Annotated in this window: 13 protein-coding genes; 2 read left to right on the top strand and 11 right to left on the bottom strand. The window is 62.8% G+C overall.

Going from position 1 to position 13726, the window contains the following annotated elements; genetic code table 11:
* Positions 1–384: 384 nt before the first annotated feature.
* The 11 genes from ehuA to RTCK_RS20510 form a co-directional block, all read right to left on the bottom strand.
* Positions 385–1164 carry an ectoine/hydroxyectoine ABC transporter ATP-binding protein EhuA gene (ehuA, locus tag RTCK_RS20560; RefSeq protein ID WP_142594238.1) on the bottom strand — a complete coding sequence of 260 codons (780 nt, stop codon included), beginning with the start codon at positions 1162–1164 and terminating at the stop codon, positions 385–387.
* Complete coding sequence (gene ehuD / locus RTCK_RS20555) at positions 1161–1853, bottom strand: ectoine/hydroxyectoine ABC transporter permease subunit EhuD (protein WP_142594237.1); 693 nt, start codon at positions 1851–1853, stop codon at positions 1161–1163. The genes ehuA and ehuD overlap by 4 nt, the downstream gene beginning before the upstream one ends.
* 11 nt (positions 1854–1864) lie before the next feature.
* On the bottom strand, positions 1865–2530 hold the full coding sequence (ehuC, locus tag RTCK_RS20550) for an ectoine/hydroxyectoine ABC transporter permease subunit EhuC (RefSeq protein ID WP_142594236.1): 666 nt from the start codon (positions 2528–2530) through the stop codon (positions 1865–1867).
* 59 nt (positions 2531–2589) lie between these two features.
* A complete protein-coding gene (ehuB, locus tag RTCK_RS20545) occupies positions 2590–3441 on the bottom strand; it encodes an ectoine/hydroxyectoine ABC transporter substrate-binding protein EhuB (protein ID WP_142521849.1) in 852 nt (283 codons plus the stop codon).
* 64 nt (positions 3442–3505) lie between these two features.
* On the bottom strand, positions 3506–4519 hold the full coding sequence (doeB, locus tag RTCK_RS20540) for a N(2)-acetyl-L-2,4-diaminobutanoate deacetylase DoeB (RefSeq protein ID WP_142594235.1): 1014 nt from the start codon (positions 4517–4519) through the stop codon (positions 3506–3508).
* 3 nt (positions 4520–4522) lie between these two features.
* Positions 4523–5701 carry an ectoine hydrolase DoeA gene (gene doeA / locus RTCK_RS20535; protein WP_142594234.1) on the bottom strand — a complete coding sequence of 393 codons (1179 nt, stop codon included), beginning with the start codon at positions 5699–5701 and terminating at the stop codon, positions 4523–4525.
* Positions 5698–6714, bottom strand: a complete 1017-nt coding sequence (eutC, locus tag RTCK_RS20530) for an ectoine utilization protein EutC (RefSeq protein ID WP_142594233.1) — start codon at positions 6712–6714, stop codon at positions 5698–5700. The genes doeA and eutC overlap by 4 nt, the downstream gene beginning before the upstream one ends.
* Entirely contained in the window at positions 6711–7730 is a 1020-nt protein-coding gene (gene eutB / locus RTCK_RS20525; RefSeq protein WP_142594232.1) for a hydroxyectoine utilization dehydratase EutB, read from the bottom strand. The genes eutC and eutB overlap by 4 nt, the downstream gene beginning before the upstream one ends.
* Positions 7731–7795: 65 nt before the next feature.
* Positions 7796–9244, bottom strand: a complete 1449-nt coding sequence (gene ehuR / locus RTCK_RS20520; protein ID WP_142594231.1) for a MocR-like ectoine utilization transcription factor EhuR — start codon at positions 9242–9244, stop codon at positions 7796–7798.
* A gap of 172 nt (positions 9245–9416) precedes the next feature.
* Positions 9417–10820, bottom strand: coding sequence for an aspartate aminotransferase family protein (locus tag RTCK_RS20515; RefSeq protein WP_142594230.1), 1404 nt, complete (start codon positions 10818–10820; stop codon positions 9417–9419).
* 13 nt (positions 10821–10833) lie between these two features.
* Entirely contained in the window at positions 10834–12312 is a 1479-nt protein-coding gene (locus RTCK_RS20510; RefSeq protein ID WP_142594229.1) for an NAD-dependent succinate-semialdehyde dehydrogenase, read from the bottom strand.
* Between the two features lie 122 nt (positions 12313–12434).
* On the opposite strand from RTCK_RS20510, the gene RTCK_RS20505 reads away from it, so the two are divergent.
* Both RTCK_RS20505 and arr read left to right on the top strand, forming a co-directional pair.
* Positions 12435–12902, top strand: coding sequence for an Lrp/AsnC family transcriptional regulator (locus RTCK_RS20505; protein ID WP_142594228.1), 468 nt, complete (start codon positions 12435–12437; stop codon positions 12900–12902).
* 314 nt (positions 12903–13216) lie between these two features.
* Positions 13217–13630, top strand: coding sequence for an NAD(+)--rifampin ADP-ribosyltransferase (gene arr / locus RTCK_RS20500; RefSeq protein WP_142594227.1), 414 nt, complete (start codon positions 13217–13219; stop codon positions 13628–13630).
* Positions 13631–13726 lie beyond the last annotated feature (96 nt).

Below are 13726 nucleotides of genomic sequence, written 5' to 3'. Positions count from 1 at the left end.
GGCATCGACACCTCCCGCCAAAGCGAAAAGTGTTACCCATGTCTCCGGTACGAAATGTCACCTATCTCTCAGGTCGGGCACCGGGTCCATTCTGGACACTTGGGTTACGGTTTATTCCGAAGACATGGGTAACACTTTTGGACCGAGCGGGGTCGGCAAAGGTTCGTATCCTTTCAACTGCGATTGTGGAATATCGCGGTCGACGGTTCGTACTTCATCAAGCCGTACGCTGGGGCAGCCTTGCGCCTCCAATGCAGTCACAAGGAGCGGCACGAGGTTCCGTCTCTGCGACGCTTCAGCAGCAGGCGGATCGACAATCGGGAAAAGCATTCGAGACTATCCGGCCGGCGCACGTAGCGGACGGGACCGACGCGCGGCATGAGCCTAGCCGAGGACCGATGACAGGAACTCGCGTGTCCGCTCGTTCTTCGGCTGGCCGAAGATCTCGTCGGGCGCCCCCTGCTCGCAGATGCGGCCCTTGTCGAAAAAGCAGACACGATCGGACATTTCGCGCGCAAACCGCATCTCGTGGGTAACGAGCAGCATGGTCAGATCGTGTTCGTGGGCGAGGCCGCGAATGACGGATAGCACTTCGCCCACCAGCTGGGGATCGAGCGCGGAGGTCGGCTCATCGAACAGCAGGACTCGCGGGCGCATGGCGAGCGCCCGGGCAATGGCCACCCGTTGCTGCTGTCCGCCCGATAGCTGTGCCGGATAGTGGTCCTTCTTGTCGGCCAGTCCTACCATCTGGAGCAGATCGATCCCGCGCACTTCGGCTTCCTCCCGCTGCATCCCAAGTACCCGGACCGGGGCCTCGATGACGTTGCGAAGGACAGTCATGTGCGGAAAGAGGTTGAAGCTCTGGAAGACCATTCCGACGTGGTTGCGGATCTGGCGGAGATGTCTTTCAGAGGCTTGGAATCGGCCCCGGCCGCCCGGTTCATGGTAGGAAATACCATCGAGCGTCAGCCTTCCCTCCTGGAACGGCTCCAGTGTCATGAGGATGCGCAAAACTGTCGACTTCCCCGAGCCGGAGGGCCCGATCAACGTGACTTTCTCGCCCTTCGCGACAGAGAAGTTGAAGTTGTCGAGCACTGTCAAAACGCCGAAGCGCTTGGTGACATCGGAAAATTCGATGATGGGTGTTTCATTCTTTTCGTTCATCGCAACGGAATTCCTGCTTTGGGAAGAGCTTTCTGCAGGTGGTGGAGGCCGGCCGAGCAGATCAGCGTCAGGAGTAGGAAGATCAGGCCGACAAGCGTCAGCGGCACGAGATATTCGAAGGTGCGTTCGCCGATCATATTGGCAAGTCCCATCATCTCGAGGACGGTGATGACGGAAAGTACCGGCGTTTCCTTGATCATCGCGACGAGGTAATTGCCCATGGCCGGCACGATACGCGGGATGGCCTGCGGAATGATGACGTCCCGGTAGGTCTGCATCCGGGTGAGGTTCAGCGCGGTGGCCGCTTCCCACTGGCCCCGGCCCACCGCCTCGATACCGCCGCGATAGACCTCGGAGGTATAGGCGGCGTACTGCAGCCCAAGTGCCAGCGCGCCGGTCAGGAAGGCGGGCAGAACGATCCCGAAGTTCGGCAGCACGTAATAGAGAAAGAAGAGTTGCACCAGGAGCGGCGTGTCGCGAAGGAACTCGACGATAAAGGCGGTCGTCCAGGAGATAACCTTCACCCGGCTGCGGCGTAGCAGCGCGAACACGAGGCCAAGGACCAGCGCGATGGAAAAGCCCGCTGCCGCCGCCTTCAGCGTCACCGTCAGGCCGATCAGGATGATCGGAAGGATCGAGATCGTGTAGGTGAGCCAGGTGGTCGTATCCCATTCGTAGCCGTACATCATGATGACAATCCTCAGGAATGCGCCGAGCGGGGGAAGACATCGCCGCGCCGGACGAGATGTTCGATGATGCGAATGGCCACCATCAGCACGAGGGACATCGCGAAATAGCAGAGGAGCGTGACGGAATAGATTGTTGCGCTGTCCAGGGTCAGGTTGCGGATCGACTGCGCCGTGAAGGTGAGATCGGCGATCGAGATCAGGGAAACGAGCGAGGAGAGCTTCAGCGTTTCGATGGCCAGATTGCCGAAGGCGGGCATCATCTCAACAATTGCCTGGGGCAACGAGATCCGGAACAGTGTCTGGAACCGGTTGAAGTTCAGCGCCCGCGCCGCCTCCAACTGCTGGGTGGAGACCGACGAGAGCGCGCCGCGCACGATCTCAGCACCATAGCCGCCGGCATGGGCGGCCAGCACCAGAATGCCCGTGGTGATCGGCTCGAAGCTCAGGCCGACCAGCGGCAGCGCGTAGTAGAACCAGAATAGCTGGACGAAGAGGGAGGTGCCGCGGAACACTTCGGTATAGCAGAGCGCGACCGTCGACAGGATCGGGCCGCCTTCGACGCGCAGGATGCCGAACATGAACGCAAGCACCGCGCCGATGGCAATCGATGCGAGTGTGATCGTCATGGTGACGCCGGCACCTTGCCAGAGCATCGGCAGATAGGTGGTCCAGTCCATCCGTGGTTCTCCCGAGTGTTGCGGGAGGCACCCGGTCCAGGACCGAGCGCCTCTTGCCGTCACTTGCCGGCGCAGAGATCCGCGACGTTCTTTTCGGCAGCCGCGGCGATGCTCTGCTCCGAAAGGCCGTACTTGCCGAGGATCGTCTTGTACTCGTCCGTCTTGCGGAACTCGACCAGCGCTGCGTTGAAGGCGTCGCGCAGTTCCTTGTCTTCCGGGCGGAAGGCAAAGCCGCCATAGTTGCGAACGGGCGCGCCGTCGACGATCGGATCCTCGAACGGGGAAACCTGCTCCACCTCTTCCTGCCCCTTGGCCAGTTCCGAAACGGTAAGCTCGGTGGCCGCATAGGCGTCGACTCGGCTTTGGACGGTCGGGATGGCGTCCGCATTTGCCTGGATGAAGACGATCTGCTCATCCTTCACGCCCACGGCGCGCAGGAAGTCGACATTGTTGGCGCCGGAGACCACGGCCACCGTCAGCGACGGGTCCTTGGCTATGTCGGCATAGGTCGTCAGTCCTTTGGGGTTGCCCTTCTTGACCAGAAGCCCTTCACCGTAGGACGAGTTCGGCTCCGTGAAGGCAACCTGCTTGCACCGCTCCGGAGAGATGTTCTGCTCGGCCGCAACGAAGTCAAAACGCTTCGCCTTGAGGCCCGGAATGAGCGTTCCGAACGGCGTCACCGTCCAGTTGACCTCTTCGATGCCCATGGATTTCAGCACGGCATTGGCGACGTCGGGGCCGATGCCGGCGGAGGTGCCGTCGGGCTGCATGTACGAGTAGGGCACTTCGTTGGCCGTGGCGGCGCGGATATAGCCCTGCTCCTTGACCTCTTCGACGGTGAGTGCGCGCACGGAGGTGATGCTCAGGGCGAAGGCGAGGGCGGAAAGCCCCGTCAGTTTCGAAATCTGCATGTGTATTCTCCTCTGGTTGGCGGTTCTACGTGGTCCGTTTTCGGATCTCACGTCCTTCTTCTGGCTAGCTCTTCTCCGCGACCGTTGCGATGACGGAGAGGCAGTCGCCGGCCTTGATGAGGCCGGGGACGTGGCGGGCCGCAAGCACGCCATCCATGGCGGCGCGGTAGTCGACTGGTGCGATGCCGGTCCTGCCGACGGGATGAACCCGGGCAATGGTTTCACCCGCGCTGACCGGATCGCCGAGATCACGCGCAAAAGCGACGAGCCCGTCATCCTGCGCGAAAGTGAAGCAATCCTTTGACGGCATGTCGAGCCAGCGGGTCGGCCGGGCATCCGGAGCGCCCTGCAGGATCCCTGCGTGGCGCAGGAGATTGCGCGTGCCCCGACGGGCGATCTCGATGGAGCGGGCGCTGGCCGTACCTGCGCCGCCGAGTTCGGTGGTGACGAAGACCTTTCCCATCTCCTCGACCGTCGTGTCCAGCATGCCGACGGCATCGATCTCCAGCATCTTCATCGAATAGGGAGCGGCAAAGGCGGTCACGGCGGCGAAGCAGCGCGCTTCCTGCACCTTGTCGGCCAGTTCGTGAGCCGCCGCATAGGGAAGGAAATCGAGCGTTTTCCCACCGGAATGAAAGTCGAGCACGATATCCGCCAGAGGGATCAGGTGACGGGTGACGTAGTCGGCGATCTTTTCCGTGACCGATCCGTCCGGCCGGCCAGGAAAACTACGGTTCAGGTTTCCGCGATCGATCGGCGATGTGCGGGTTCCGGCACGGAAGGCGGGATAGTTGAGCGCCGGGACGATGATGACCCGCCCGCTCACCTGCGACGGATCGAGCGTCAGCGCCAGTTCGAAGAGGGCTGCCGGGCCCTCGTATTCGTCGCCGTGATTGGCGCCGGTCAGAAGGGCGGTCGGACCTTCGCCATTGGCGATGACGCAGATCGGGATCATCACGGAACCCCAGGCACTGTCGTCGCGGCTGTACGGCAGGCGCAGATGGCCGTGCTGCACGCCCTTTCCGTCGAAGTCGACGGAGGCGGCGATGGGCGAGGGGCGGGGCGCGCCGGTCAGCATGGGTCAGCCCTTCACGAACAACTGGCGCGGCACGTTTGACAGGCATTCGACGCCCGTCTCGGTGATGGCGATGCTTTCGGTAATTTCGAGGCCCATGTCCTCGAGCCAGAGGCCGGTCATGAAATGGAAGGTCATGCCGGGCTTCAACTCCGTCCGGTCGCCCGGGCGCAGGCTCATGGTCCGCTCGCCCCAGTCCGGCGGGTAGGAAAGCCCGATCGGATAGCCGGTGCGGTTGTCCTTGATGATCCCGTATTTCTTCAGGACGGCGAAGAAGGCGTTGGCGATGTCCTCGCAGCTATTGCCCGGCCTGGCGGCGGCAAGGCCGGCCTCCATTCCTTCGAGGGTTGCCTTCTCCGCATCGAGGAAGGCCTGCGTCGGCTTGCCGAGAAAGACGGTGCGCGAGAGCGGGCAGTGGTAGCGCTTGTAGGCGCCGGCGATCTCGAAGAACGTGCCTTCGCCCGTGCGCATCGGCTTGTCGTCCCAGGTCAGGTGCGGCGCGGAAGCATCCGCTCCCGACGGCAGAAGCGGGACGATCGCAGGATAATCCCCGCCGAATTCGGCTGTGCCGCGAATGCCGGCATCATAGATCTCCGCCACGAGATCGCATTTGCGCATGCCCGGCTCGGTGACTTCGACGATACGCTTGTGCATCAGCTCGACGATCTTGCCGGCCTTGCGCATGTAGTCGAGCTCTGTCGGGCTCTTGACCGCGCGCTGCCAGTTGACGAGGCCGGCCGCGTCCTTGAAACGGGCATTGGGCAGATGCTTCTGGAGGGAGGCGAAGGCTGCCGCCGAGAAGTAGTAATTGTCCATCTCGACGCCGACCGTGAGGCTGGACCATCTGCGTTCGTCGATGATCTGCGACAGCAGGTCCATCGGGTGGCGCTCGGTCGACTGCACGTAGTGATCCGGATAGCCGATGATGTTGTCGTGCGCGAGATAGGCGGTGCGCTTGGCGCCGTTCGCATCCTGCTTGCGGCCGTACCAGATCGGTTCGCCTGTAGGCGGCACCAGCACGCATTGATGCACATAGAAGGACCAGCCATCGTAGCCGGTGAGCCAGTGCATGTTGGACGGATCGGTGACGATCAGAAGATCGATCCCCGCCTTTTCCATCGCGCGACGGGTTTTCGACAGTCGCTCGGCATATTCCTCGCGCGTAAAGTTCAGCGTCACGCTCACGCTGCGTCTCCCATTTTCTTGACGTTGTTCTCGATGGTCTGGCCGCGCCCGGCCTCTTTCGCTCGGGCGAGCGCGAGATTGGCGATCGCGGTATCCTGCACGCCGGTTCCGGTAAGATCGGCAAACGTGATGTCGTCTGCGGACACTCTTGCCTTCGCCTTGCCGGCCACCACGGCTCCAAGCTCCGCGAACGGCTGTTCCGCCGTTGCTGCCCCCGCCTCGATGGCGTGGTGCAGTTCGCCCAGAATGCGCGTCTGGCTAAGACGGTCCGCCACATAGGTCGCCCGGGCGAAAACGGCCGGATCGATCTCGTTCTTGTGCTCGGCGTCGGATCCCATTGCAGTGAGGTGCTGACCGGGCTCCAGCCATTCCGCCGCCAGGATCGGCTTTTCCGCCGGGGTCGTGGTGACGATGATGTCCGCGCCGCTTGCGGCCTGGCGCGGATCGGCCACGGCAGCAACCTCGATCCGGTGCTCGTGGGAAAATTCCTCCGCAAGCCTTTCCGCCCTGGCGTGATCGCGTGCCCAGATGCGGGCAGACCTTATGGGACGGACCAGCATCAGCGCCTGCAACTGCAGCCGCGCCTGCATGCCTGCGCCGAAGATGGTAGCGACGGAGGCGCCATCGCGGGACAGGTGTCGTGCCGCGACGGCACCCGCGGCGGCCGTGCGTATGTCGGTGAGATAACCATTGTCGAGAAGCATAGCCTCGACCAGTCCGGTTCTCGCGCTCAGCAGGATCATCAACCCGTTGAGGCTCGGCAGGCCGAGCTTGGGATTGTCGAAGAAACCGGGGCTGACCTTGATGGCGAAGCTGTCGAAGCCCGGAACATAGGCGGTCTTTACGTCCACCTCTCCACGAAACTCCGGAATGTCGAGGCGCAGGATCGGCGGCATCGCGACAGCTTTGTCGGCAAGCGCCGCAAACGCCTCCTCGACGCAGTCGACGGCAGAAGCGTCGAGCTTCACGATGGCGCGCAGGTCACCTTCCGTCAGGATGCGGACACGGCTCATCCGGTGCTCCTCCCGATGATGTGGCGGTGTGTCTCGGCGTCGATGTTGCCGCCCGAGACGATGACGGCTGTGGGGCCGGACAGTTGCACCTTTCCCGCCAGGATGGCGGCGATGCCGACCGCCCCCGCACCTTCCACGACTTCGCCTTCCTGACGGGCGGCATGCCGGATGCCGGCCGCGATCTCGTCCTCGGTCAACAGGACGATGTCATCGAGAAGGTCGCGGCAGATCGCGAAGGTCACGCGGTTTGCAAGTCCGATGCCGCCTCCGAGGGAGTCCGCCAGCGTCTCCTCCTCGCGGATCGCGACGGGCTTGCCGGCCTTGATGGCCGCATGCATCGCAGCACCGCGCTCCATCGAAATGCCGATGACGTGCGCCTGCGGCTTCAGCGCCTTCACCGCGGCGGCAATGCCGCCCGCCAGGCCGCCGCCGGAAAGGGGGACGAGCACGGTCGCGAGATCCGGCAGGTCCTCGACGATTTCCAGGCCGATCGTCCCCTGACCCGCGACCACATCGACATCATCGAAGGGCGGGATCGGTGTAAGCCCCGACGTCCGGACCAGACGCTCGACCTCTTCCTGCGCATCGTCCTGCGAAGCGCCGACGATGCAAATCTGGGCGCCGAGCGCGCGTATCGCTTCCACCTTGTTGTCCGGAACGAGCGAGGACATGCAGATGACGGCCGGAACGCCGAGTTCGCGTGCGGCGTAGGCGACGGCGCGACCGTGGTTGCCGGTCGAGGCGGTCACGAGGCCGCGTTGCCTTGCCGTGTCGTCGAGGGACAGGATGGCATTCATGGCACCGCGCAGCTTGAACGCACCGATCGGCTGGCGTGTCTCGAGCTTGAGGTGAACGGGCTGTCCGGTGCGTTCGGAAAGGGTGGGGGAGGCAACTAGCGGCGCGCGGGTGACCCGACCGTGGATCCGGGCCGCAGCCCGCTCGACGTCAGCCAGCGCAACCGGCAGAACCTTATCTTCGCCCAATCTGAACCGGTCTTCGCTCTTCATGATTGTCATGTTGGTAGCGAAGAAAAATCATGTCAATTATTATATTGTCATGGTTCAATATTCCGCCGGAGGGCCTAGCCGATCGAGCCGATGTCGTAGACCGGCGGCAACTGCTCGAAGGCCTGGCGCAAGGTCGTGAGCCCCTTGGCAAGGGTCTCGCGGCTCATGCGCCCGCCGAGGCAGATGCGGATACCGCCGCCATGGCCGGGACCCGCAATGAACGGTTCCGAGGGTGAAACGGCGACATTCTGGTTGGCGAGCGATCGCACCAGCCCGTCCTCCGTCCATTGAGGCGGGACCTTCAGCCACGCGCAGAGCGAGAGCGGGTGGCTGGAGGCGATATGGTCTCCAAGGATGGCGGTCGCGATGGCTTGGCGCGCGCCGGCTTCTTCGCGCTGGATCTCCAGCAGCCGTTGTGCCGTCCCGTTCTCGATCCAGCGCGTCGCGATTTCGCCTGTCAGGTAGGTGCCGCTCCAGCTTGATACGCGCAGGATGGATGCGGCGCGTATCGAATAGGACGGAGGAACGACGAGATAGCCGACACGCAGGCCGGTGAGGACCACCTTGGTGAAGCTGGTGACGAAGAAGCCCAGATCCGGCAGCATCTCGGCAATCGATGGCAGGTCCTCGTCGATCATCGGGCGGCACACTTCGTCCTCGATGACAAAGATTCCGTATCGGGCCGCAACGGCCGCGATTTCTTTCCGGCGTTCTGCGCCCGCCACGTGGCCGGTGGGATTGTTGAGCGTCGGGATCAGCACAAGCGCACGGACGCCGCCGGAAGCACAGGCGGCCTCCAGCGCATCGGGGAGGATGCCTTCAACATCCGTGGGCAGGCCTTTGAGACTGAAGCCCAGGATGTTGGAAAGGCCGATGATGCCGTGGTCGGTAAGGTTCTCGCAAAGGACGACGTCGCCCGAGCGGACGATACAGCTCAGCGCCAGGAAGATGCCGTGGGCAGCGCCGTTGGTGACGAGGATCCGACCGGCGCCGGCCGTGACGCCGAGCCTTCCCAGCCAGAGGCGCGCCGTCTCACGGTGGCGATCGAGGCCCGCAATAGGGCGGCAGGGGCGCATGAAGCTCGCAATGTTGCCTTCGGCCAACTCGCGGAAAACCTCCCGAGAAGCGGCCTCATGCTCATCAAGATAGACGCCGCGAATGATGGAAAGGTCGAGTACCTCGTTAGGGCTGTGATCGAGCATCATGCGCCCGGCACGGTCAGTCACGCGCGCCTTGACGAAGGTGCCGCGGCCAATCTCGCCGCTGAGGAAGCCGAGCCGCTCCGCCTCCTTGTATGAAAGGCTGACCGTCTGCACGGACAGGCCGAGTTCTCGCGCGAGATCACGGTGCGTCGGCATGCGATCCATGGGCTTGAGCACGCCGGCATCGATATCGGCAATGATTTTCTCGGTCAGCGCGGCGTGCTTCGTCACACCCTTCTGCTTGGTGAGGTCCGGCCGCCACGCCACCGGTCTTGTCGCGAGAACAGGACCGATGGCGAGCGGATTGGCTTGGCGACGCATGAAATTGACTCGTTATTTGAGAACCTGATTTCATGACATTATGCATGCTTCAGTGCAAAAGATGAAGCACTATGCAGTCGCGCAGCGCCTTTGCCCTCCGAATAGGCGATGTGCTGGTGCTTGGATGCTGGGGCAAACAGCAGCCGAGGTGAAATGCCGCCGGCTCAGACAGTCAAACCGCCTCGCCGGCTCGCACCAGATCGTCCATGACGGCACGAACCGCGGCTTCGGCGATCGAAACGATCTCGTCGACCTCGGCCTTCGTCGTCACCAGCGGCGGTGCGAAGCCAAGGATGTCGCCATGGGGCATGGCGCGTGCGATGAGGCCTCGCTCTCGGGCGGCCTTGGAAACGCGTGCTCCGACCGTCAGGTTCGGCTTGAACCGCGTCTTCTTCTCGCGGTCCGCGACGAATTCGATCGCGCCCATCAGGCCGACGCCGCGGACTTCGCCGACAATGGGAAGCTGGGCGAACTTCGCCTTCAACTGCTCCTGGAAATAGGTGCCGACCGCCCGCGCATTGCCCGGCAGGTCCTCCTTCTCGACGATGTCGAGGACGGCGTTCGCCGCAGCCGCACCAATCGGATGGCCGGAATAGGTATAGCCATGGGAGAAGGCGCCAACCCGATCAGCCCCTTCTTCGAGCACCTTGTAAACCTTCTCACCGACGATTGCGCCGGACAGCGGGAAGTAAGCGGAGGTCAGCCCCTTCGCGACGGTGATCAGGTCCGGCTCGATACCATAGTGCTGCGATCCGAACATCGAGCCAGTGCGTCCGAAGCCGGTGATCACCTCGTCGGCGATCAGCAGGATGTCGTATTTCTCGAGGACCTTCTGCACTTCCTCCCAATAGCCCTGCGGCGGCGGCGTGATGCCGCCGGTGCCGAGGACAGGCTCGGCTATGAAGGCGCCGATCGTGTCCGGATCCTCACGCAGGATCAGGGCCTCGAGCTCGTCCGCACGACGCTTGGAGAACTCCTGCTCCGTTTCGCCTGCTTCCGCGCCCCAATAGTGATGCGGTGCTCCGGTGTGGAGTATGCCGGCGCGCGGCAGGTCCATGTGGTCGTGATAGAAGCTCATTCCGGTCATCGAGCCGGAAACGACGCTACAACCATGATAGCCGCGTTCGCGCGAGATGATCTTCTTCTTGTTCGGCTTGCCCCGAAGGTTGCTGTAGTACCAGACGAGCTTCGCCTGCGTCTCGTTGGCGTCCGAGCCGGACATTCCGTAGAACACCTTGCTCATCTTGCCCGGTGCCATCTTCACGAGGCGGTCAGAGAGGATCGCCAGCTCGTCCGTCGTGTGGGCGGCATAGGAATGGTAATAGGCCAGCCGATACGCCTGGCGCGAGATGGCTTCGGCCACTTCGGTGCGGCCATAACCGACATTGACGCAGTAGAGCCCTGCAAAACCATCGATCAGCTCTTTTCCATGGGCATCCTGGATGCGGATGCCCTTGCCGGTCTCCACGATCGTCGGGTCACCCATCTTGCCGGAGGCGAAGTCCTTGAGTTGCGTGAAGGGGTGCAGGACCGAGTTGCGGTCCATCTCGGCGATCTGGTTCAGGTTGACGGTCATGATGATGGTCCTTTCATGCAGCAAGGTTGCCGAAGCAGACGTATTTCGCTTCGAGATATTCCAGGAGCCCGTGGCGTGAGCCTTCGCGGCCGAGTCCGGATTGCTTCCATCCCCCGAAGGGGATCGGCGCGCCGGTGAACTTCGGTGTGTTGACGGCAACCATGCCGTATTCCAGCCGCTCGGTGAGGCGCATCGCACGTGCGAGATCGTTGGTATAGACATAAGCCGCGAGCCCCATTTCGGTGGCGTTGGCCCGAGCCAGCACCTCTGCCTCATCGTCGAAGGGCAGGATTGCTGCGACCGGCCCAAAGGTCTCCTCGCGTGCGATCAGCATGTCGTCGGTGACATCGGCAAGCACGGTGGGCATAACGAAATTGCCGCCGAGCGGGCTGTCCTGTCCGCCGCAGACGAGACGAGCGCCGGCTGAAAGCGCCTGTGCGACTTGCTGGCGGCATTTTTCCGCAACCGACGGACGAGTCATCGGGCCGATGTCGGTACCAGGCTCCAGGCCATGACCGACGTCGAGTTCGGAAGCCGCCCTGGCAAACTGTTCGACGAAGCGGTCGTAGACACGGCGCTGGACGTAGATCCGATTGGCGGCGAGGCAATCCTGACCCGAGGTCGCGAATTTGGCGGCAACGCAATCCTTCACGGACCTGGCGAGGTCGACATCATCGAACAGGATGAAGGGGGCATGGCCCCCGAGCTCCAGCGAGGCTTTCTTCACCGTTGCAGCCGACTGCGTAAGCAGGATGCGACCGACTTCCGTGGAGCCGGTGAAGGAAAACGCCCGCACCTCCGTATTCTCCAGAAGTCGCCGGGCAAGTGGCGCGGCTTCGCCAGTGAGAACCTGGAAGACGCCCGCCGGCATGCCCGCTTCCTCGGCAAGTTTCGCCAGGGCGAGAGCAGAGAGCGGCGTTTCGGGCGCAGGCTTGACAATCATCGTGCAACCGGCCGCCAGTGCGGCTCCCGCCTTGCGCGTGATCATGGCCGCGGGGAAGTTCCAGGGCGTGATTGCGACGGTGACGCCGAGGGGCTGCATCTGCACCGAAAGCCGGCTGCCAGGCAGGTGGCTTGGGATGGTTTCCCCATAGGCGCGCTCGCCTTCGGCCGCGAACCAGTCGAGGAAGTTGGCGGCGTAGGAAATCTCGCCCCGGGATTCAGCCAGCGGCTTGCCTTGCTCGGACGTCATGATGGTCGCAAGATCCCCGGCATTTTCCCGCATTAGCTTCGCCCACAGGCGCAAGATCAAGCCGCGCTCGGCCGGGAGCTTGTCCCGCCAATCGAGAAACGCCTGCCGGGCCGCAGCGACTGCGGCGTCGGCGTCGGCAGGGGAACAGGCTGCGACATCAATGAGGCATTCATCGCTTGCCGGGTCGCTGACGCCCAGAACATCATCCCGTGCTACCCAGGCCCCATTGAGGAAAGCGCGGTGTTCGATCAGGTCCGGTCGCGAGAGCTTCTTGAGGGCCGCAGCGGCAATGCCTTCCATGGGGAACTCCAGATAGACGTTTACAACAGCCTAATCGACCGACATGATCAGAAGTCTGCATTGGTGCGCCACTCGATGCAGGTTTCGAGCGTAGTTTGTCTGGCTGGTGCAGGGTTCCTGCAATGATGACACTTGATCGAGCCGACCGGGCCCTCCTCGCGGCGGTCCAGAAGAACAACCGTCTGACGTCGGAAGAACTGGCGAAGATCGTCAATCTTTCGCCGACGGCCTGCCAGAGGCGGTTGAAGCGCCTGCGCGAAGAGGGAGTGATCGAGGCAGATGTCTCGATCGTCTCGCCGAAGGCCGTGGGGCGGGGCATCACCATGATCGTCCTCGTGTCACTGGAGCGCGAGCGGGCGGACATCGTCGATCGATTCAAGGCAGCCATTCGTGCCACGAAGGAAGTCATGATCGGCTACTACGTGACCGGCGATGCCGACTTTATCCTGATCATCACGGCCCGGGACATGGAGGACTACGAGGCCTTCACCCGCCGGTTCTTCTACGAGAACCACGACATCAAGGGGTTCAAGACCATGGTGGTGATGGATCGCGTAAAGGCGGGCTTCGCTTTCCCGATCGAGGAATGAAAGCCGATTTAGCAGGATCGATATCGGCTCAGTTTCGTCCCGGCCATCTCGACGCGTGCACATGCCTTCCCGGTTGTCCATATGATCGTCCAGTTCAGCAACGAGCCCGGGATGATCATAGCCGGGGAAGCCTTGGCCAGCTTCTTGTTCCGAAGTGCTCGCGTCGATTGGTACTTGCCACCGTCTCGGTGTGAGCTGCATCTTGGGAAGAAGCCGCTTCCACCATCATCGTGCAGCCCCGTGCCGGAATCGCGAAAAATCGGGTGCCTGTGCCAGGAAACGGTCTCTATCCACGTCGAAGGAGCGGCGAGCCCATGTCAGCGACTGCCAGTATCTTTTCACCATCGTTTTTTCACGGAACCAAGGCCGATCTGAAGCCGGGAGAGCTGATCGTTGCCGGTTACCAGTCGAATTTTACGGAGGAGAAGCCGTTATCCTGGGTATATTTTGCGGGCACGCTGGATGCGGCGATCTGGGGCGCCGAACTGGCCGCAGGCAGCGAGCGAGAACGGATCTATGTAGTGGAGCCAACCGGGCCGGTCGAGGACGATCCCAACCTGACGGACAAGAGGTTCCCCGGCAACCCGACACTGTCCTATCGCTCTCGTGACCCGCTACGCGTCATTGCCGAAGTGACAAGGTGGCAAGCACACCCGCCGGAGCGACTGCAGGAGATGAAGGACAATCTCGCCCGGTTGAGGGCGGAGGGTGCCAATATCATCGATTAGCGGGATGGGTGGCAGCGTCCGGAAGTGGTCGACGATCCAAGCCGGCCCCGCATCACGCTTCCGTAGAACGATGGGCGGCGGCGGCAAAGCAGCGCC

This window comes from Pseudorhizobium endolithicum, assembly GCF_902153245.2.
Classification (GTDB): domain Bacteria; phylum Pseudomonadota; class Alphaproteobacteria; order Rhizobiales; family Rhizobiaceae; genus Neorhizobium; species Neorhizobium endolithicum.
Note: the sequence above shows the minus strand (reverse complement) of the source record. Positions and strands in the feature narration are given on the sequence as shown.